Origin of the sequence: Paenibacillus sp. AD87, from assembly GCF_001659845.1 — a bacterium.
Lineage (GTDB): Bacteria > Bacillota > Bacilli > Paenibacillales > Paenibacillaceae > Paenibacillus > Paenibacillus marchantiae.
Window position 1 is genome coordinate 4947731 of record NZ_LXQN01000007.1, and the last position, 20006, is coordinate 4967736.

Genomic DNA, 20006 nt, shown 5'->3' on the forward strand with positions numbered 1-20006 from the left:
GGTCTCACCTTACATCCACTAGGGTTGAATGATAAGGGAATGTGGTTCCCAATATATAAGCAGCGGTTAACATGATGATAAAATACCCCACAAACCATACATCCGCTCGGGAATACCCGCTCTGAACGTAATAGGTCCGGCTCCCGCCTTCCTTAAATCCTTTCGCTTCCATCGCCACCGCCATACGCTGCGCACGGCGAATACTCTGGGCAAGTAGTGGAATAGCATATCGTTTCAATATGCCGTACACATTCCAACGGGAGCCGCGCTGCCTCGTTCCCCGAATGCGGATGGCATACCGTAGCGTCTGGAATTCATCCAGCAAAATCGGAATCATACGCATAGCCGCCAGAAAACTATAAGCATACTTGGGTGGGAGCCTCCACTGCTGCATGAGGGAATAAAAGAGACGCACAGGCTTGGTCGTCAGGCCGAACAACAATCCAGCTGCCGCCATACTTAAGGAACGAAATCCCAGGTGCAATCCGCGATAGAAGCTCTCTTCGGTAATATGAATCAATCCCCACTGAAACCAGGTGGTCTCCCCTTTACCAAACATGATCATACCTGTGGAAGTTGATATAAATACCAGAATGAACGGAGATGCATACAGCAATAATCTGGGCCATGCGTGACCTGTCCAGCCCAGCAGTAACAGCATGACAACTGCCACATTAGCCATTACATTCAGGTTGTGAATAAGGATGACGAAGACAAACAGCAATGTCAGGAAAATCATTTTCAACCCCGGATTCACCGCGTGAAGCCAAGTCTCACGATGAGGAAACGAGAGCTGCATCCGTTAACCTCCCCTCATGCACCGTCCAGATCCGGGTGCAATAACGCTTCACGATTTCACGGTCATGTGTAACCATCACAATGGCGGTCCCTTCACGCCGCAACCGCTCCAGCTGTGATAACATGGCAAAGGTATTCCGCGCATCCTGTCCAAAGGTAGGTTCATCCAGTAACAAAATACGCTGTTCCCGTACCAGAGCTGATGCTACACTCAGCCGTCGTTTCTGTCCCATCGACAATTGGTATGGATGCCTACCAGACAGCTCACTCAGTCCGAATTGTTCCAGCATATGATCGGTTCGGATACCTCTTTCTTCTGCAGGTAATTTGCCGCTCAGCAAGGAAAATCCCACTTCATCCCGGACTGTATTGGTCACGAATTGGAATTCAGGATTCTGGAATACAAAGGCAACGCGATCTGCAAGCTGCTCGGTTTTTCCGGCCGATTGTCCTTCCACAACATATTGACCTGTCGTTTTTAGAATATTCATCATGGACAGCAATAATGAACTTTTGCCTGCCCCGTTAGCTCCAACAATCCCCACCCAATCTCCGTGCCATACCTTGGCCTGTTCCACCTGAATGAAAGGTTTTTTTCCACGCCATCCGGTGAATTGCTGCATTTCCAGTGCTGGTTGGGGCAGCGCAAAAGCTCGCCCCTCCTTGTTATCCATACTTTCACTTTCTGTTGCCCCATAACGAATAAACTCTCCTGTGACCAACGTCTGTGCTTTCGTCTGCCCCCGTTCTTCCCAAACCCCTGGATACCAGATTCCGTATTCTCTAAGCATATTCCGCTCATCTGTAAACACCTGATTTGCCGGGCCATCTGCCACAATCTTTCCTTCAGGCGACAATACGATGATTCGGTCTACCCACTCGACAATTTCATTAATTTTATGTTCCACGATAATGAGTGTTTTGTCCTGTGCATTCTGTTTCACCGTATCCCACACCTGAGAGGTTCCTTCATCATCCAGCAGTGCCGTTGGTTCATCCAAAAAGAGTACGTCTGGCTCCATGGCCAGAATCGAAGCCATCGCAAGACGCTGCTTCATCCCCTGTGACATGGATTGAATGAGTGTTCGATTATGTTCAAAGCATAACCCGACCTGTTCCAGGTATTGATGGATAAGAGCAGGCATCTGCTCGCGTGGAATATTCCGGTTCTCCAATACAAAAGCAATCTCTTCATCCGTATATGACATACAGAACTGGGTATCCGGATCCTGAAAAACAATGCCTGGTTGCTCAGGAACCTGAATATCATCACATTTCATCGGAATCTCCACAGATTGCGGAATCAGACCACTCAGAATTTGCAGTAAGGTTGATTTGCCAGAGCCGCTTGGTCCAAGCAACAACACTTTCTCCCCTTGACGCACAGAGAGAGACAAGCCTTGAAATACCAAGGCCTTCTCTCCCGGGAACTTGCATCTTAGATTCGTAACACCTACCGCTTGCACATTCTCCACATCATTCATCTAGTCCAGCGCCTCATAATCCTGCTTCGACACCGGTCTAAGGGATCGTGTTACACCTGTAAGCTCCAGCGCTTTGGCAAGATAATAGGCGAATACTCCGGCAATCAGAATACTTCCAATGAAGCGGAATCCGATAAACAGCGTGTAGTTCCAAGCCGTGAGGGAATCAATGTACCCATACTGATAATCGAGTACAAGCGAAGCCGCTGCTGCACCAATAGCCGCAAGGCAGGTAACGAACAGATTGCTTTTTCGATACAGAAATGCGGCGAAGAAAATCTCTGCACCCAGCCCTTGCAGCAGCCCATACACCAGTGTCGACATGCCCCACTCACTTCCGAGAAAAGCACTCACCGTTGATGCCGCAACTTCAGCCAGAATGGCTACACCCGGCTTGCGAATGATTACAAAGGCAAAGGTTCCCGCCATGAACCACATGCCGTAAATCATCTGCTCCGCATGAATACCGAATGGCTTCATCAGATCATATGTAGGTCCCCATATTTTGTAGATCACCCCGAAGACCACCGCAATTACAACCGTTACCAAAATATCGGTTAACTTCAATCTGTTGCTGCCTACTGTTGACATGTTCTCTACTTCCTTCCTCTGTTTCCCTTGATTTATAAAATAAACAATAAAACAAACAAAAAAAGCCTCCCCGGTTCACAGGCAGGCCATACGCACAGTTTACAATTCTCACGATGCAACGCATTAGGCAGATATAGAGAAAGAAGAAAACAAACGACACCATCCCCGTCACATCAGAAAAATCCCGTTGCAACCAAGAAACGCTGACATTTATTATTTATCCCTTATCGCTTACCATTGCTCATCGCAAATTCATGTTCTCTACGCTGGCATTACCCAGATCAGATATACGGTCAGCAGCACAAGGCCGCTCTCTCAGCCCAACTTCATTGAGCACCCGGTTCACTTATTTCATTGCTTCTACTGTACAACACATGGGTATTTGTGACAATCCCGATAAGAAAAAATCAGTTTAACCTAGAAGAAAGAGTGATTAACTATATGTTTTTCCTTGTACAAATATGCTTCTGCTTCAAGCAATAACGTCTCTGTAATTCGTTACATCACAGAAAGGTGCAAATGAGAGCGAATAACGGGTGCCAGGTTCATTAGACCAAGATAACGCGAACAAGGGATATCCCCGTCATATTCATGACTTATGGGACATCCCCTTTAATTGTTATGCTTCATATCCTTTAGAGGAAAATTATTGAGAACCGGTAAGCTCTGTTTTAATATTGAGTATTCCCGGATTGACTTGTTTTGCCCGATGCAAAGCCTTTAAACAAGGTCGGTACTTTGGAGTAACGGGTATTTATAATTTTGCCTTGCGATGTACTGCTATCCGTACGCATAATGGAATCTTTGACATTGGAAATGTCCGAGTTGTCGAGCGTCATGTTCACTGCGAAGGTTGTTCCGCCATTCTGACGTACCAGCTTGCCAATATCGTCTGCACGGAAATTTTTAATGTTAATCGTTCCGGCTGCATTCATTTGAAATACTTTATCATAGGCCTTGTAAGCTGCACCACCAGTGATGTTAACCGTTCCGGCTGATTTCAGAGTCAGAGCGTCCTCACCGACATCCTCCCAAATCACATTTGAAATTGTGCAGTTACCGTAACAATGAACACCGTCAGCTGCAGGTGAACCGATAATCACATTTTTGAGCGTGGCACCTGCCTCCAACCGAAATACCGGCTTCTGATCTTCCGCTTGAGATCCATCTCCCAGGGTGGAAGGGTTGGCTACATACGTTTGGCCTTTGCCATCAAAAGTTTCTCCCTTGGCTACAATAATCGTTGAGTTTACAACAGTAGGTGCAGCAAAAGCTGGAATTGCACCTAATAATGAAGCGACCAGACCCGCAGACAGCAGCAACGTCAACATTTTTTTCATAATTTAAATCCTCCCTTATTCTGATGAATTGGCGTACAAGCATAAGCTTGTCCTCAAGGAACCTATCAGAGGTGCACCTCTGGCCCGAAACCTACCCTGATCCTACCAAAAAAGGGATGTTACGATAATAATCATTAGCTTAGATATAGAAACGACAGCAGTATGCCTGTGTTCTCGGCATTTTTTGCATCATACTCCATTGTGTAATGTGCCGATCTCAACTTCGGGTATGCTTCTTTTACAACTTGTAATCTATGGCGATATGCTCCTTTATCGTTCTAGAAAAAACGAAAGACCACCTCATCTGTTTCCAGACAACGTGATCTCTATTATTTTGAATCTCATTTTATTTATTAAATTTCGCTTTAAGCGCCGAACCGCTGACGATATCCGCACTTCCGACATAATTCCTCCACTGCTTCCCGTTTGGAGAAACCATAGAACAGATTGTTGGCTCGTTCACCATCCACAATCTCCGAGAACGATTTTTCATGAACGTTGCCCAAGTTAATGACACCTTCACCATCGAGACAGCAAGGTACCACAGTTCCATCGACAAGCACGGCTGCCTGACTACGAAGCGCATGACAGAAGCCTTTACCATCATCTTCGGGTGCATCCAGACTCGGCCACTGGAATTCATGATCCTGATTCAGATACACATTCGGGGCAATTTTGACACCGCTCCCCGGCACCACCTTCTCCTCAATACGGAAATCCAGATTGAACTCCCGTTCAAGAACCTCCAGTGTCTCCCGGTTTCGGTTCATCTGCGCATTCGTGAAATTATCCTGTGTCAGATTCCAGAGTCGGAATGAAATAATGACATTGTGCTTCACTGCTTCCCGGACAAATGACAATACATTACCCAGATAGCCCTCACGGTCTGTGGAACCTTCGTGACCATCAAAGCTGTGCAGGGAGAAGTTCATCTGACGCAATGCCGGTTTGCCAAGCAGTTTGTGCTGGGTCTTGGGCAGCAGCGTACCGTTTGTCGTAATGTTGACCTTGAATCCCTTCTCATGCGCTGAATCCAGTAACAGATCAATTTTGGGATGAAGTAACGGCTCACCTTTGACATGTAAATAAATATGTTTGGTATGGGGTTTGATCTGATCCAATATATTGTTGAAGACTTCAGGGTCAATGAAATTTTTGGCACGTTTGGTCTGTGGACAGAAGCTGCATGCCAGATTACATATACTTGTGATCTCAATATATACTTTCTTGAACGTTTTCAACTCGGGGTCCCCATTCTGCTTAGAGGGAGAACAGTCCCACCCTCATTTGTGATCCGGCCCATATGTGCCACCACTATTATATCGGGTTCGGGAGCCGAGGTAAATCGACCAACCTGTTAATTTCCTTTTCCTCCTCGAATCCATTAATTACGTTCACTTATAGATTCTTTCAATCGAAGTATAGGATGTATTGATTGTCCGGGTTATTGTGGTTGCTGAAACGCAATGCTAGAATCTAAACAATTTAAAACCAAGTTAAAACGTAAGAATAATAAGTTATAAGGGGAGTGTATTCATGATTACTGTTAAGGCACCCGCAGTATATGTACACGAGGCTAACATTCTTGAGCAGAGCGGTTCGCGGATCGCACAGCTTGGGCAACATGTTCTCATCATCGCCGGTGAGTCTGCATTAAAAGCCGTACAGCCTTACCTTTTTCCTTCACTGGAGGAGCATCAGATTAAGTTCCATGTACAGTTGTTCCATAGCGAGGTTACAACAGACCAGATTGATAATTTCACACAGCAAGCTTTCGATCTGGATGTTGATCTGATTATCGGCGTCGGTGGTGGTAAAGTGCTCGATCTGTCCAAAGCGGTGGCCGAGCAAGCCCAATTGCCCATTGTAACGGTCCCAACGATTGCCGCAACCTGCGCTGCCTGGTCCGCCTTAACCGTGCTCTATGATGAACAGGGCCAAGCTGCAGGATATCGTCCCCTACGCCGTTCGCCCAATCTCGTTCTGGCTGATCCTCATATTCTGGCGAGTGCACCAAGGCGGTATTTGGCCGCTGGGATCGGTGACACACTCGTAAAATGGCATGAGTTCGCCGTTAATCTAAGTGGCAACGCCACCAGCCTCACTCTCCGAAACAGTGTCAGCACTGCCAAGCTTGCACTCGATATTCTTGAAGCGCACGCCATCGATGTCTATGAATCCACCGATACAACCGGTAGTACACCTCAATTCCGTGATGTTGCCGATGCCATTATTGTGCTCGCAGGCCTAGTAGGCAGCATTAGCGATGGATCACTTCATGCCGCGATTGCTCATGGGCTACATGATAGCCTCACCAAATTACCCGAAACACACGCTTCACTACATGGAGAAAAGGTAGCCTTTGGACTCTTCACCCAGTGGATTCTTGAAGGCAAAGCAGGGGATGAGCTTCATGAGCTGACCACTCTGTTACATAAGCTGAATCTGCCTATCACTCTTGCCCAACTCGGCATACAACAACAGTCTAAGGAAGCTGCTGCGCGCATTGCAGCAGGACTACAGCTGCGGGAAGGCAGTGCGGCACATCTCTCCTTCGGAGTTAGTACGGCGCAGGTAACCGAAGCCATTCTTCAGGCAGACCGTATCGGCCAAACATTCATAGAATCCAGTCAGTCCAGTGAAAGCAGTACATACACCAAGGAGGTTTCCTCCCTATGATCCTTCCAAACCGCCATTACACTCTTCCCTTAACTGCCTTTCTGAGCGCGCTTCTGTTATTGCTGATTTCCGGTTGCTCTGCCGGAGCTGACAATCAGGCCGCGGGTACAGGCACAACACCGACAGCGGCATCAGCTGCTTCGAATAAAGACGTTACCATTCGTGTTGGTCAGACCGGATGGGGCAATCTCGAATTGGGGCTAAAAGCCGCCGGACTCGATGACACCCCCTATAAAGTCACTTATAACGTATTTCAGGGAGGTAACCTGATCCTTGAAGCGATGGCTGCAAACCAATTGGACTTTGGTGTAACCAGTGAAATCCCACCCATTTTTGCATCTCAAGCTGCCAATGGTGGAAGCTTCAAGATTATTGCGGTACAACAAGGCAGCACCTTAAATCAAGAGGTCGTTGTTCCCAAAGGTTCATCGATCAAATCGGTTGCTGACCTGAAAGGCAAGAAAGTTGCTTTCGTAAAAAATACAACGGCCCATTATTTCCTGCTCAAAATGCTGGAGGAAACCGGATTAACCTGGAGTGACATCAGTCCGGTCGAACTTTCAACAGCCGACGGACTCAGCGCCCTGATCAGCGGGAAAGTGGATGCACTTGCCAGTTACGGCAATGCCATCATCTCCGCACATCAGAATGAAGCAACAACGCTCGCCAGCGCCAAAGATATCCTGTCAGGCAGCTTCCTTGTAGCCGCCTCCGATCAGGCTATTGCAAATGCGGAACAGAAAGAGGCCCTTGCCGATTATCTGGAGCGAATCAACAAATTCAATGATTGGGCTCGTGCCAATAAGGATGCCTGGGCTCAAATTACAGCAGACAACACCCACCAGCCCGTGGATCAAGCCCTTAAAACCTACACGGATGGAGAAGCACAACGCCCATCACGTATTGTTGCCATTTCTGAAGAGGCCATAAAGTCTGAACAGGACGTAGCGGATACGTTTCAGCAAGCGGGAATTTTTGAGCAGGCAGTTGATGTGAGCACATTCTGGAGTGATGCACTTCAAGATCAACTTCCAGCTCCAGGTAGCCAATAACGAAGGAAGCAAGGAGGTAGGCATAACGTGCGGTCCAAAACCTTTAACCGGGCATGGTTTAACCAGTTCATTCCTTTTGTTGTACCACTACTCATTCTGGCTCTGTGGCAATGGCTGACTGCATCTGGAGTTGTTGCAGCCAATATTTTGCCCCGACCCGCTCAGGTACTGGAGGCCTTCATTCGACTGCTTCGTAACGGTGAACTACTGAACAATATTAGTATTAGCGCCAGACGAGCTTTGGGAGGATTCCTCATTGGTGGGGGTCTGGGTTTCCTGCTGGGAGTGCTGAACGGCATCTCCTCCCTTGCGGAAAAGATCGCCGACTCCTCGGTGCAGATGATCCGCAACATTCCGCATCTGTCTTTGATCCCCCTCGTTATTGTGTGGTTCGGGATCGGTGAAGAAGCAAAATTATTCCTCGTTTCCCTGGGTGTATTCTTCCCGGTATATCTGAATACGTTCCACGGCATACGATCGGTCGATCCGGGTCTGATTGAAATGGGCAAAGTATATGGCCTCAGCCGTTGGTCCCTTTATAAGGACATTATCCTGCCTGGTGCACTGCCATCCATTCTGGTGGGCATCCGTTATGCACTTGGCATTATGTGGCTGACACTTATCGTAGCCGAGACGGTTGCGGCGGATGCGGGGATTGGATACATGGCGATGAACGCGCGGGAATTCATGCAGATGGACGTAATTGTCTTAAGCATTCTGCTATATGCCCTGCTGGGCAAGCTGTCCGATACCATCGCCAAATGGCTGGAACGGCGCTGGCTGCGCTGGAACCCGGCTCTATCCCGCAAGTAAAGCCAAAGGAGCGTGAATTAATCCATGAGCACAAGTCAGATCAGTCCTTTTCTTCAAGTAGATGGGGTTCAGAAATCGTATGATCAGCGGACGATTCTATCCGACATCAACGTCAATGTAAGACAAGGGGAATTTGTAGCCATCGTTGGACGAAGCGGCTGTGGCAAAAGTACTTTGCTGCGTCTGATCGCCGGGCTGGAACCCCCCTCTTCCGGGAGCATTATGCTGGGCAACAGAAAGCTTGGCAGTACAGCACCCGAGACACGGTTTCTGTTTCAGGAAGCCCGGCTGCTGCCTTGGAAATCCGTGCTCGATAATGTACGACTGGGTATCCCCGACAAGAACAAGGAAGATGCACGCCAGTCGCTTCGCAATGTAGGACTTGGAGAGCGTGAAGGTGATTGGCCGGGGGTATTATCTGGCGGACAAAAACAACGTGTCGCCTTGGCACGGGCACTCGCAAGTCATCCGCGTTTACTGCTGCTGGATGAACCGCTGGGTGCATTGGATGCATTGACCCGAATTGAGATGCAGCAATTAATCGAACGCTTGTGGGTAGAAGAAGATCTGACTGTCATTCTGGTCACTCATGATGTCAGTGAGGCGGTTGCCCTGGCTGACAGGGTGCTGTTAATCGAGGATGGTCATATAACGATGGATACCCGAATTACGCTGGAGCGGCCACGTGTTCGGGACAGCGGGTTTGCTTATTTTGAAAATCTTATTCTAAATCGCTTGTTGACTCCTTCACAAGAGACACCACAGCAGATTGCCCAGAAACAGATATCATTCTCGATCTAATTCCACTGGAAAGAAGGCATGATTATGCAATCCCTTTCACCCGTTCCCTCTCCTCCTGTTAAAGACCTGTTAAATCAAATTCCGGCTTATACGCCTGCCAAATCCATGGAACAGATCCGGCGGGAATTGGGACTGGAAAGTGTAGATCGACTTGCAGCGAACGAGAATCCGTTTGGCTCTTCTCCCCTGGCAGCGGAAGCAGTCAGAACGCTGGGCTCCGATCTTCTGGCTCAATACCCCGACGGTTCCAGCCAACTGCTGCGTGACAAACTTGCGGAACGTCTGGGTGTGCGTACCTCCCAACTGGTATTTGGCAGTGGTTCATTCGAGCTCCTTACCCTTACCGCCCAAGCCTACCTTAATCCCGGCGAGGAATCACTCATTCCAGTGCCCTCCTTTAACTGGTATAAGGGAGCTACGCTGCTGGCAGGCGGTGTCATCCATGAAGTTCCGTTGGTCAACCATTCACTGGACCTGGAGCAATTCCGGCAACGGATCAATGCTTCTACCCGAATTATCTGGCTGTGCAATCCGAATAATCCAACCGGAACCATTTTCACGGCAGATGCCCTGCTTGGTTTACTCGAACATGTTCCCTCCCATGTCGTGGTTGTCCTGGACGAAGCGTATTATGAATTCGCGGAAAGTGAAGATTATCCTGATACGGTTAAGCTGCTGGAGCAGTATAATAATCTGATTATTTTGCGGACCTTCTCCAAAATATATGGACTTGCTGGCCTGCGAATTGGATATGGCATCGGGAATGAAAGCATTATTGAAGGCATTAACCGGGTCAAGCTGCCCATCAGTCTGACAGCCACATCCCAAGCCGCTGCTTTGGCCAGCCTGGATGATCATGAATTTGTTTCTCACTGCCTGCACTACAATCGTCAAGGAAGGGAAACGTTAATGCAGTCCTTTGATCAGTGGAACTTACCCTACATCCCTTCCGAAACAAATTTCATCATGGTTGATCTGTTGCAGGATAGTGGCCCGATTACCAAAGAATTGTTGAACAGAGGCATCTCTGTCCGCGGCGGTGCCGAATTCAGTATGCCTACCTGGCTTCGGATTACGATTGGTACACCGGAGCAGATTGCCCGTCTGATCGGGGAGCTTGATTCACTGTTACATTCAAACGATTAGAATCCTAGTTACTTTCCTAACTCACATTACGCACACTTCTTTTAAGCCGCCCTCTTTACATTCCACTTGCATGTGATATATGCTGAACACACAACTGCATATCTTAAACATTGCACTAGGGGAGCCTTGCGGCTGAGACGAATCGAACGATTCGGACCCTTTGAACCTGATCTGGATCATACCAGCGGAGGGAAGTGGAGCGGCCTCTCAGTAAGCGGATTTTTTCATGTTGATGATGGAATTTAATGTGAATTGAACTTACAGACCCACTCATTTCTCCGGAAATGGGTGGGTCTTTTTCGCGTTCTGCGAGCAGATCAGAAGGTGTAATTAAAGATCCCGCGGTTTGAAGTTGAATTATGAATACAAGGGGGACGGAACGAGATGGATAACGATATAACCATTCACAACATGAGCTACGCTTTCCCGGGAAAAAGGGATTCCCCCGTGCTCTCCAATGTGTCGATGACTGTAGCCAAAGGCGAATTTGTCTCGCTCATCGGTTCCAGCGGCTCCGGTAAAAGTACCCTTTTCAAGCTGCTGGCAGGCCTGCTTGAGCCAACACACGGAACCATTGAAATTCCTTGGGTTCAAGAAGGAAAGCGACTGGGGCAGGTGGCCTACATGCCGCAAAAGGACCTCCTATTATCCTGGAGAACCGTCATGGGGAATTGCATGCTTCCCTCTGAACTGGCTGCAGGTCGGCAGGATAAGGTAAGGATTCGAGCGGACATTCTGGCTGGTCTCGACAGATTTGGCTTATCCGGCCACGCGCATGCTTACCCGGACGAGCTGTCAGGTGGCATGCGCCAGCGTGTCGCGCTGCTTCGTACTTTGCTGACAGGTGGCCAACTGATGCTGCTGGATGAACCTTTCGGCGCACTCGATGCCCTGACCAAACGGGAGATGCATCGCTGGCTGCTGGAGCTATGGGAAGGCCTTGGCAAAACCGTGTTGTTCATCACACATGACATTGAAGAAGCCCTGCTGCTCAGTGATCGGATTATCCTGTTAACTCCGGTGGGCCAAGGCCAACAGCTGCAGGATCTGACGGTACCTTTGCCACGTCCAAGACATTCGGACATGATCTACGAACCGGCTCTCGTTCAGATGAGACGACTACTGGAGGAACAATTGCATGCGAGACGGTAACTTGAGAGATAGCATGAAGCATAGCGTAAGAGGTTGGCTTGCCCGTTATGGTCTGTTTCTTTTGCTCATGATCTTGCTGCTTGCTCTCTGGGAGTGGATTGTGCGTATGGGATGGGTGCCTTCCTTCATCATTCCAGCCCCGACGGCGATTGCCCGTTCGCTGTATGAGCATCGCCACCTCTTGTTGGCCACACATCTGCCCGCTACCTTGATGGAGGTTATCGTTGGTTTTGGCTTGTCCATTGGTGCCGGGACTGCACTTGCAACGGGTATGCATATGAATCGGTCGATTGAAAAAGCGTTATATCCCTTCATCGTGATCAGTCAGACGATCCCGCTGATTGCCCTGTCCCCCGTCTTCATCCTGTGGTTTGGCTACACGCTGTGGAGTAAAGTTGCGGTGGTGTTCCTAATCGCATTTTTCCCGATTGTGGTGAGCACCTACGATGGCCTGCGCCAGGGTGATCCGGAGCAGCGTGAACTGCTGCTGACGATGGGGGCCAGCAAGTGGGATATTTTTCGCAAACTCCAGATTCCACTTGCCCTTCCCTCCTTCTTTTCGGGACTGAAAATGTCTGTGGTGTATTGTGTAGTCGGTGCAACGATCGGGGAATGGCTCGGTGGAAGCAAGGGTCTCGGTTACTTCAGCCGCAGAATGTCGAGCAATATGAACACGGATGCAATGTTCGCCGCCATTGTGCTGTTATCCCTGCTCGGTATCGCCCTGTTTGTACTCATTGCATGGATAGAGAAAAAATTCAGTACACCACGGCATGCAGGTAGAAGAAAAACTGGATAACTTTCGGATTTCAAAACAGATAACAAGGAAATGAGGAATTTGAAGCTATGAAGAAAAAACATATCTACTCCCTACTCCCCATTCTGCTCATATCTATGTTGCTGATCATCAGCGGATGTGGAAATACGGGTACCAATACACCTGCCACAGATTCAGCTTCCAAAGCGAAAGATACAGGATCATCTGCGATCGAAACGCCATCGGCATCCATAGACAAGCTGTCCATCATGCTCGATTGGTATCCTAATGCAGTGCATTCCTTCATCTATGTTGCTCAGGAGAATGGTTACTTCGCGGATCAAGGTCTGGATGTCGATATCCAGATGCCTGCCGATACGAATGATGCACTCAAACTTGTTGCCGCCGGGAAAATCGATCTTGCACTAAGCTACCAGCCGCAAATTTTGCTCGCGCGTGGGGAGAACATTCCTGTACGTTCGATTGCAGCCGTCGTTCGCCATCCGCTCGTGCATCTGTTGACTGAAGCAGACGGTAAAGTGAAATCGCCAAAAGATCTTGAAGGGAGGACGGTCGGCTATTCCTCAATCCCTTTGTATGAAGCAATGGTGCGTACCATGATCAGCCAGGATGGCGGTAATCCCGACAAGATGAATCTGGTGGATGTGGGATTTGACCTGATCCCTTCCCTGGCTTCCGGGCAGGCAGATGCCATTATGGGTGGTTTTATTAACCATGAACAATTGATTCTGGAAAAGGAAGGCCATGCCATGAAAGCGATCAATCCCGTCGATTACGGCGTACCTGATTATTATGAACTGGTCCTCACTGCAAGTGATGCGGGCATTGAAGCGAAGAAAGATCAGCTTACCCGCTTCATCAAAGCGATGCAGGAAGGACAGAAATATGTAACAGAGCACCCCGAGGACGCGCTGAACATTCTGCTCGCACATGAGAACGAAACGTCTCCACTTGACCCGGAGATCGAAACCAAAAGTCTAAACATTTTACTGCCACTGATGAATGAAGAAGGTCAGCCGTTTGGCAGGCAGGACGCCTCTTCTTGGGAAAATGTACGTGCATGGTTGGTTCAAAGTGAACTGATTCCGGATTCCGTAAAGGCTGAGGATGCTTTATGCAGGGTGAGTAAGTAAAATCGATTACTGGACGAGATCAAGGGAAATTTGAAAGTTGTAAATTCATTATCAGATGTCGCCCACATGAGTAGTTACGGAATTCAATAACTGTACGAATAGAATCTTTATCGAGGATAAGGAATCTTTAATTAAGCTTTCTATATGGACTTTCCAGCTATCCGAGAATAGCTTTTAGTTCCCATGATTTAATGGCCCACCCTGCCCTGACACTTTTATTGATTAATTTGCTTATTTATAAGGAGGAACTCATATGTCTTATCTGGAACGTGTTCGTACACAAAATCCGCTTGTTCATAACATTACGAATATTGTCGTCGCTCCGTTTACGGCCAACGGTTTGCTCGCACTAGGTGCATCTCCCTTTATGGCCTATGCGCATGAAGAAGTCGCTGATGTTGCCAAGATGTCGGGAGCGGTTGTACTGAACATTGGCACTTTGGACGAAAAAGTAGTTGAGGCGATCCGCCTGGCAGGTCAATCAGCTAATTCAAATAACGTGCCTGTTGTGCTCGATCCGGTTGGAGCTGGCGCAACCACCTATCGTACGGAAACCGTTCAGATGCTCGTTCGTGAGCTTCACCTCACGGTGTTGCGGGGCAATGTGGCGGAAGTCGCCAATGTCATCGGTGAGCATTGGAGCATCAAAGGTGTGGATGCAGGTCAAGGCGAGGGCGATCGAATCGGAATAGCAGAACGGGCAGCACAAAAACTCGACTGTGTGGTCGTCATTACCGGACGCGAGGATGTCATTACGGATGGACAAACGACGTTCCTGACGAGTAATGGACATGCCTTGCTTACCCAAGTGACTGGTGCAGGCTGCTTGCTCAGCTCGGTAATTGGTGCTTTTGCAGCCATTGCGAAACCGGGAGAAGACTTGATGAGCAGTGTTGTGGAGGCACTCGCTTTCTATGGCGTTGCAGCAGAGATTGCGGCGGAACGTACCGCTGACCTGGGACCGGGCAGCTTCCAGATCGAATTGCTGAATCAACTGGCCCAAGTGACACCTGACGTTCTCGCTCATCGGGCACAGGTTCGCCAGATTGATGGAGGTGCGCAATGAGTATTGCACAGGCTTTGACGATTGCTGGTTCCGATAATGGTGGCGGTGCCGGAATTCAAGCTGATCTCAAGACCTTTCAGGAGCTCGGCGTATATGGCATGACTATAATTACAGCTATTGCAGCCCAAAATACAAAAGGTGTGCAGGGCGTCTTCCCTATTTCATATGAAGGTATTGCTCAACAGTTGGATTCGACCGGTGATGATTTTCAGCCTACAGCCGTGAAGACGGGCATGCTCTACAGTGCTGAGATTATTCGACTGGTTGCCGAGAAATGGCAGCAATACGGATGGTGCAATCTGGTCATCGATCCGGTTATGGTTGCCAAAGGTGGCGCTCCCCTCCTACAGCAGGAGGCCGTTCAAGCGCTAATTACAGAGCTGCTGCCTCATGCTTTGATCACGACACCGAACATTCCGGAAGCTGAGCTTCTTACAGGAATGTCTATTATGAATTTGAGTCAGCGTGAAGAAGCCGCAAGGCAGATCGTGCAGATGGGCTCCACGTATGCTTTGGTGAAAGGTGGTCATGATGAGGGAAATGGCAGCATTGTCGATGTGCTCTATGATGGGCAGTCTTTTCATTATCTGGAGAACGTTAGGGTAGTGACAAGGCATACCCATGGAACGGGATGTACGTATTCTGCGGCCATTACTGCCGAATTGTCGAAAGGCTCAGCTGTGCCGGCTGCCGTCACCACCGCGCGAGCATTCATTCAGGCAGCCATCGAAGATGAGCTGGGGATTGGGGCCGGACATGGGCCGACGAATCATTTTGCCTATCAGCGCAGACTGCGGGGTGAACAGTAATGCGCACTCTGGATGCAGAAGCGGTACGACATGCGATGCAGGTGTATTTGGTAATGGGCAGCGTGAATACGACGCGTGACCCGGTGGAGGTGCTACGCCAAGCCATCGCTGGCGGCATTACGCTGTTCCAGTTCCGTGAAAAAGGAACTGGCGCTCTGGTTGGCGAAGCACGCATCACGCTTGCGATGCGGCTTCGCGAGGTGTGCAGCCAGCACGGGATACCGTTCATCGTGAACGATGATGTGGAGCTGGCTGTGGCGGTGGAGGCCGACGGTATACATGTCGGCCAGGACGATGCGGACGCGGCGCTGGTACGCGCCCGCATCGGAGAAGGGCGGATGCTTGGCGTATCCGCCCACTCCGTGGAGGAAGCCCGCCGTGCGGTGCAGGCGGGCGCCGACTATCTTGGCGTCGGGCCAATGTACCCGACGCGGTCCAAAGCGGATGCCCACGCTGTGCTGGGCCCCGCAGGGGCTGCCGAACTGCGCGCCGCAGGCATCGCAGTTCCGGTGGTAGGTATCGGCGGCATTACGCCCGATACCACGGCCGCCGTGATGGCGGCAGGAGCCGACGGCGTAGCCGTCATCTCCGCCATCTCGGGCGCGGCCGATGTGCGCGCAGCGGCTGCGCAGTTCGCTGCGGCGGTGCGCGGGATGCAGGCGTAGCCATGCACTCCCTGCACCGCCAGCCCGTGTGCTGCACCATCTATCTGGTGCAGCACATTCAGTCATTCTCAAGATGCAGCTTCCATGCCTGCATCTTATTTTTATTTGTTGACTCTCACGTAACGTGACGCTGTACAATCGGTGGTGTAAGGAGGTTTCCATCATGGCCATGAAAGTAAAAGAAGTGGCCGAACTTGTCGGGATCAGTGTGCGCACACTGCATCATTATGATGAGATCGGACTGTTAACACCGGACGAAGTGACTTCTGCCGGATATCGACTGTATTCAGATGCCAATCTGGAAATGCTGCAGCAGATTATATTTTTTAAAGAGCTCGATTTCTCGCTGAAAGATATCAAGGAGATTATAAACAATCCCTCTTTCAATCGGGAGGAAGCTCTAAATATGCATCGCCGTATTCTGCTGGAGAAACGCAAGCGGTTGGACCAAATGATCGCCACCATTGATAAATCGGTTCAACACGTGAGAGGAGAAATTAAGATGACAGCCAAAGAACAATTTGAAGGGTTTAATTTCAGTCATAATCCGTATGAGCAGGAAGCGCGGGAACGTTGGGGAGACCAAGCAGTGGATCAGGCTAATCAAAAGTTACAAAACCAGTCTCCTGGGGAGCAAAAAGCTCTATCCGATCAAATGAATTCAATCTACACTCGACTTGCAGCAATTCGTCACACGGATCCAAACTCTGCCGAAGCTCAAGCCGGAATCTCGGAATGGTACAGCTATCTGAACAACATGGGCAATTATTCTCCTGAAGTCTTCAGAGGGTTGGGCCAAATGTACGTAGACGACGAACGTTTTACACGTAATATTGATCAATTCGGCGAAGGCTTGGCTGTATTTATGCGGGATGCCATGGCTGTGTTTGCTGATCGAAACAGTTAATCTAGGCCTACATTGATTCCACCTATAGCTTTATCCGTATTATCCGATGCCCCTCGCAATCAGGTATACGTTGTAGACAAGTAGTTCCATTTCGATCTTTCTATTGCTTTGCTAATGAAATCTTGCTCTCTCGTTATAAGTAATATACTCGTATTAAATAGAACTCCGTTCTGTCACATCTTTTCCGTATTCATGCAATGTGCTGGACAGCCGAGGAATTCAACATTACTCAGTTTACACAAAAAGGGACGCACGCCCTAAGACGTCACGTCCCTCTTGTAGTATCTCAGCCGCAATGTGAATAAGCCATTACAGTCATTCACTCTGAGTACTTTTTAAAGGAGGCAGTCCCTGTATTACACAGGTCTTGCTTCCTGCTAGCCATCGGTTAAGCTCTAGGAGCGTGATCAGACGAAGAAGCATCCGATGCCAGACTGGTCTTCGCCATCCGTCCTGGAATCTGCCATGCCGATACGATCGCCAGTACGATGAATAACAGGTCAACCGGCTCGCTGAAATAATCCGTAAAGGTATCCACAAATGCACTTACCATCTCACCATCGAACACCAGATTCATCATGCTCGCATCGCTGAACAACTCGGAAGTAAAATACACCACCGTCAGATACTTCCCAAGCAAAATGCCGATAAGTGCAAAGATGACTGCAATGGCTTTGTGTACTGTTGCGATCCGTTTGTTCGAAAACAATACAACCGCGTAGCCTGTGAGCGCCCCAATAACGATAGCAATGAGCCCAAGCTCCCTTTCCGTCATGGCAGCGATCACTGCCCACACAATGCCCCCTACAACTGCTGCCAATAATCCACCAACGATTGGCATGCCGATCTTGATCCCTTGTTTCTCTTCCACGTTGTCTTTCCCTCCTGAGTCATGCTTATGCTTATAATTTCCAGAATTCACCTTTCCTATGAAACCACAAATACTCCTTTTATTCAACAAATTTCTACTATCTTATAATCATTAAAATAGGTTCTGTGCCCATGCTTTTATCTCAAAATAACGCAAAAAATCCCCTCTATCAGCCTTGAATTGGTAGAGAGGGGATCTCATTTAATCTTATTAATTTAATAACTCTTTCATTAACCTATGAATAACAAACTTATATAAGTTAATGTTTATAATTGCGTGGCGTTGGAAGGAGTAATGACAGCAGCAATCTGCGCCAAAATGGCATCCACCGATGCTGGGTCATTCACATCGTACTCATCGATGTTCAAACGCAGTACCGGACAGGCCGTAAATTGATTAATCCATACTGAATAGCGCTCATGCATATGCTCCCAGTAGGAACGGTCCGTCTGAATCTCCATCTCCCGTCCGCGTTCCGTAATCCGATTCAGAATGGATGGCAGGCTGCCTTCCAGGTAAATCAGTACGTCCGGATGAGGGAAATACGGTGTCATCACCATAGCTTCAAACAAACTGCTGTACGTCTCAAAATCCGTAGCCGACATTGTGCCCTGATCCGCATGCATTTGCGCAAAGATACCTGTATCTTCATAGATGGAACGATCCTGTACAAATCCACCGCCCAGTTCAAAGATTTTCTTCTGTTCCTTGAAACGCTCTGCCAGGAAATAAATCTGCAAATGGAAGCTCCAGCGTTCAAAGTCATGATAGAACTTCTCCAGATATGGATTGTGGTCGACTTGTTCAAGCGAAGTCTTGAAGCTCAAACGCTCTGCCAGTGCGGCTGTTAGAGTGGATTTGCCCACCCCAACGGTACCTGCTACCGTAATTAATGCATTGGCCGGAATGCCATAGTTGTTCATGTGATATACTCCTTTACCTGATTAACAATCTGTTTGAAATGTTCGGGATGTTCTACAAAATCGAGCTGCTCCGCATTCACCTTAATGATAATTGGCGGATTCGGGCTGCTAGCCAGGTAATCCATACCTGTTTTATAATCTGCAATTAACTGCTCCATATAAGCCGGGTCCATATCCTGCTCAAAAGACCGTCCACGTTTGTTGATACGGTTCATCAATGTATCGAGCTCAGCCTCAATATAGAGCACCAGATTGGGTTTCGGCAGATCATCCGTTAAGAGATGATAGATTTGACGGTATTTGTCCCGTTTCGTGCCCTTTAAGGTACGATCGGCAAAAATCATATTTTTATAGATATGATAGTCCGAAATGACGGGTGTATTCTTCTTAATGTAGTGCACGCCTGTGTCTTCCAGTTGCTTAAACCGGTTACACAGAAAAAACATTTCAAGCTGGAAGCTCCACTCATCTATATCCTGATAGAAGGAAGCCAAAAAGGGATTCTCTTCTACAATTTCCTTGACCAGCGGAAGGTTCAATTCCTGAGAAAGCATCGTTGCTAACGTTGTTTTCCCCGCACCAATCGGACCCTCCACGGCAATAAACGGGGCTGATTTCATCGTGATTCAGTTCCTCCTCGTACTCATGCGTGTTTCCGTTTCTATATAGACCCCACCTATTGTATCACAGCTTGGATGATGGGAAGGCCAGTATTTTATGTATAGAATGAGTTTTATCTCTAAGACGAAGATATATAAAACAGCCTACAGAAGTTATATTCATTCCCATGATCATAATAACAGAAAAAGACACGATCGCTTATCTACGATCGTGTCTTTTGATTGCTTGGCGGCGTCCTACTCTCCCAGGACCCTGCGGTCCAAGTACCATCGGCGCTAGAGGGCTTAACGGTCGTGTTCGGGATGGGTACGTGTGGAACCCCTCCGCCATCGCCACCAAACGCATAGCTTAGCTTACATTCAGAGTTTATTCTCTGA

At 48.6% G+C, this 20006-nt stretch carries 20 protein-coding genes, 1 rRNA gene and 1 riboswitch; of the genes, 12 read left to right on the plus strand and 9 right to left on the minus strand.

Annotated elements, in window-relative coordinates; all coding sequences use genetic code 11:
* Positions 1–4: 4 nt before the first annotated feature.
* The 5 genes from gpAD87_RS21795 to gpAD87_RS21815 form a co-directional block, all read right to left on the minus strand.
* Entirely contained in the window at positions 5–799 is a 795-nt protein-coding gene (locus gpAD87_RS21795) for an energy-coupling factor transporter transmembrane component T family protein (RefSeq protein ID WP_064640552.1), read from the minus strand.
* Positions 774–2282, minus strand: a complete 1509-nt coding sequence (locus gpAD87_RS21800) for an ABC transporter ATP-binding protein (protein ID WP_064640553.1) — start codon at positions 2280–2282, stop codon at positions 774–776. The genes gpAD87_RS21795 and gpAD87_RS21800 overlap by 26 nt, the downstream gene beginning before the upstream one ends.
* Complete coding sequence (locus tag gpAD87_RS21805; RefSeq protein WP_064640554.1) at positions 2283–2873, minus strand: ECF transporter S component; 591 nt, start codon at positions 2871–2873, stop codon at positions 2283–2285.
* Between the two features lie 671 nt (positions 2874–3544).
* Positions 3545–4213: a pectate lyase gene (locus gpAD87_RS21810; RefSeq protein WP_064640555.1), complete on the minus strand. Its 669-nt coding sequence runs from the start codon at positions 4211–4213 to the stop codon at positions 3545–3547.
* Between the two features lie 365 nt (positions 4214–4578).
* Positions 4579–5454, minus strand: a complete 876-nt coding sequence (locus tag gpAD87_RS21815) for a radical SAM/SPASM domain-containing protein (RefSeq protein WP_064640556.1) — start codon at positions 5452–5454, stop codon at positions 4579–4581.
* 295 nt (positions 5455–5749) lie between these two features.
* Here gpAD87_RS21815 and gpAD87_RS21820 point away from each other — a divergent pair, with 295 nt between their 5' ends.
* The 12 genes from gpAD87_RS21820 to gpAD87_RS21875 all read left to right on the plus strand — a co-directional run bounded on the left by gpAD87_RS21820 (position 5750) and on the right by gpAD87_RS21875 (position 17214).
* Entirely contained in the window at positions 5750–6892 is a 1143-nt protein-coding gene (locus gpAD87_RS21820) for an iron-containing alcohol dehydrogenase family protein (RefSeq protein WP_064640557.1), read from the plus strand.
* Positions 6889–7944 (plus strand): ABC transporter substrate-binding protein, encoded by a 1056-nt coding sequence (locus gpAD87_RS21825; protein ID WP_064640558.1) that lies wholly within the window; start codon positions 6889–6891, stop codon positions 7942–7944. Before gpAD87_RS21820 ends, gpAD87_RS21825 begins: the two co-directional genes overlap by 4 nt.
* 27 nt (positions 7945–7971) lie before the next feature.
* Entirely contained in the window at positions 7972–8757 is a 786-nt protein-coding gene (locus gpAD87_RS21830) for an ABC transporter permease subunit (RefSeq protein WP_063568384.1), read from the plus strand.
* A 24-nt stretch (positions 8758–8781) separates the two neighbouring features.
* On the plus strand, positions 8782–9558 hold the full coding sequence (locus gpAD87_RS21835) for an ATP-binding cassette domain-containing protein (RefSeq protein WP_064640559.1): 777 nt from the start codon (positions 8782–8784) through the stop codon (positions 9556–9558).
* A 24-nt stretch (positions 9559–9582) separates the two neighbouring features.
* Entirely contained in the window at positions 9583–10704 is a 1122-nt protein-coding gene (hisC, locus tag gpAD87_RS21840; RefSeq protein ID WP_064640560.1) for a histidinol-phosphate transaminase, read from the plus strand.
* 107 nt (positions 10705–10811) lie between these two features.
* Positions 10812–10914, plus strand: a riboswitch (TPP riboswitch).
* Positions 10915–11088: 174 nt separating this feature from the next.
* On the plus strand, positions 11089–11856 hold the full coding sequence (locus gpAD87_RS21845; RefSeq protein WP_064640561.1) for an ABC transporter ATP-binding protein: 768 nt from the start codon (positions 11089–11091) through the stop codon (positions 11854–11856).
* Positions 11843–12655, plus strand: a complete 813-nt coding sequence (locus gpAD87_RS21850; RefSeq protein ID WP_442950728.1) for an ABC transporter permease — start codon at positions 11843–11845, stop codon at positions 12653–12655. The genes gpAD87_RS21845 and gpAD87_RS21850 overlap by 14 nt, the downstream gene beginning before the upstream one ends.
* Before the next feature lie 47 nt (positions 12656–12702).
* The gene (locus gpAD87_RS21855) at positions 12703–13767 is read left to right on the plus strand and encodes an ABC transporter substrate-binding protein (RefSeq protein ID WP_082935217.1); all 1065 of its coding nucleotides are present in this window, start codon (positions 12703–12705) and stop codon (positions 13765–13767) included.
* Between the two features lie 253 nt (positions 13768–14020).
* Positions 14021–14833 carry a hydroxyethylthiazole kinase gene (gene thiM, locus gpAD87_RS21860; protein WP_064640562.1) on the plus strand — a complete coding sequence of 271 codons (813 nt, stop codon included), beginning with the start codon at positions 14021–14023 and terminating at the stop codon, positions 14831–14833.
* Positions 14830–15642, plus strand: a complete 813-nt coding sequence (gene thiD, locus gpAD87_RS21865; protein WP_064640563.1) for a bifunctional hydroxymethylpyrimidine kinase/phosphomethylpyrimidine kinase — start codon at positions 14830–14832, stop codon at positions 15640–15642. Before thiM ends, thiD begins: the two co-directional genes overlap by 4 nt.
* On the plus strand, positions 15642–16307 hold the full coding sequence (gene thiE / locus gpAD87_RS21870) for a thiamine phosphate synthase (RefSeq protein ID WP_064640564.1): 666 nt from the start codon (positions 15642–15644) through the stop codon (positions 16305–16307). Before thiD ends, thiE begins: the two co-directional genes overlap by 1 nt.
* A gap of 163 nt (positions 16308–16470) precedes the next feature.
* A complete protein-coding gene (locus gpAD87_RS21875; protein WP_064640565.1) occupies positions 16471–17214 on the plus strand; it encodes a MerR family transcriptional regulator in 744 nt (247 codons plus the stop codon).
* 388 nt (positions 17215–17602) lie between these two features.
* Here the strand turns inward: gpAD87_RS21875 and gpAD87_RS21880 are convergent, their stop codons facing one another.
* The 4 genes from gpAD87_RS21880 to rrf form a co-directional block, all read right to left on the minus strand.
* Positions 17603–18085 (minus strand): hypothetical protein, encoded by a 483-nt coding sequence (locus tag gpAD87_RS21880; protein ID WP_082935218.1) that lies wholly within the window; start codon positions 18083–18085, stop codon positions 17603–17605.
* A 266-nt stretch (positions 18086–18351) separates the two neighbouring features.
* The gene (locus gpAD87_RS21885; RefSeq protein WP_064640566.1) at positions 18352–19008 is read right to left on the minus strand and encodes a deoxynucleoside kinase; all 657 of its coding nucleotides are present in this window, start codon (positions 19006–19008) and stop codon (positions 18352–18354) included.
* Complete coding sequence (locus gpAD87_RS21890) at positions 19005–19628, minus strand: deoxynucleoside kinase (protein WP_063568458.1); 624 nt, start codon at positions 19626–19628, stop codon at positions 19005–19007. The genes gpAD87_RS21885 and gpAD87_RS21890 overlap by 4 nt, the downstream gene beginning before the upstream one ends.
* 224 nt (positions 19629–19852) lie before the next feature.
* A 5S ribosomal RNA gene (rrf, locus tag gpAD87_RS21895) occupies positions 19853–19969 on the minus strand.
* Positions 19970–20006 lie beyond the last annotated feature (37 nt).

Coding starts and splice junctions, on each gene's coding strand:
- gpAD87_RS21845 (WP_064640561.1), top strand. CDS start 11,089: ATGGATAACGATATAACCATTCACAACATGAGCTACGCTTTCCCGGGA.
- gpAD87_RS21835 (WP_064640559.1), top strand. CDS start 8,782: ATGAGCACAAGTCAGATCAGTCCTTTTCTTCAAGTAGATGGGGTTCAG.
- gpAD87_RS21890 (WP_063568458.1), bottom strand. CDS start 19,628: ATGAAATCAGCCCCGTTTATTGCCGTGGAGGGTCCGATTGGTGCGGGG.
- gpAD87_RS21825 (WP_064640558.1), top strand. CDS start 6,889: ATGATCCTTCCAAACCGCCATTACACTCTTCCCTTAACTGCCTTTCTG.
- gpAD87_RS21805 (WP_064640554.1), bottom strand. CDS start 2,873: ATGTCAACAGTAGGCAGCAACAGATTGAAGTTAACCGATATTTTGGTA.
- gpAD87_RS21795 (WP_064640552.1), bottom strand. CDS start 799: ATGCAGCTCTCGTTTCCTCATCGTGAGACTTGGCTTCACGCGGTGAAT.
- gpAD87_RS21800 (WP_064640553.1), bottom strand. CDS start 2,282: ATGAATGATGTGGAGAATGTGCAAGCGGTAGGTGTTACGAATCTAAGA.
- gpAD87_RS21875 (WP_064640565.1), top strand. CDS start 16,471: ATGGCCATGAAAGTAAAAGAAGTGGCCGAACTTGTCGGGATCAGTGTG.
- thiM (WP_064640562.1), top strand. CDS start 14,021: ATGTCTTATCTGGAACGTGTTCGTACACAAAATCCGCTTGTTCATAAC.
- gpAD87_RS21810 (WP_064640555.1), bottom strand. CDS start 4,213: ATGAAAAAAATGTTGACGTTGCTGCTGTCTGCGGGTCTGGTCGCTTCA.
- thiD (WP_064640563.1), top strand. CDS start 14,830: ATGAGTATTGCACAGGCTTTGACGATTGCTGGTTCCGATAATGGTGGC.
- gpAD87_RS21855 (WP_082935217.1), top strand. CDS start 12,703: ATGAAGAAAAAACATATCTACTCCCTACTCCCCATTCTGCTCATATCT.
- hisC (WP_064640560.1), top strand. CDS start 9,583: ATGCAATCCCTTTCACCCGTTCCCTCTCCTCCTGTTAAAGACCTGTTA.
- gpAD87_RS21820 (WP_064640557.1), top strand. CDS start 5,750: ATGATTACTGTTAAGGCACCCGCAGTATATGTACACGAGGCTAACATT.
- gpAD87_RS21850 (WP_442950728.1), top strand. CDS start 11,843: ATGCGAGACGGTAACTTGAGAGATAGCATGAAGCATAGCGTAAGAGGT.
- thiE (WP_064640564.1), top strand. CDS start 15,642: ATGCGCACTCTGGATGCAGAAGCGGTACGACATGCGATGCAGGTGTAT.
- gpAD87_RS21885 (WP_064640566.1), bottom strand. CDS start 19,008: ATGAACAACTATGGCATTCCGGCCAATGCATTAATTACGGTAGCAGGT.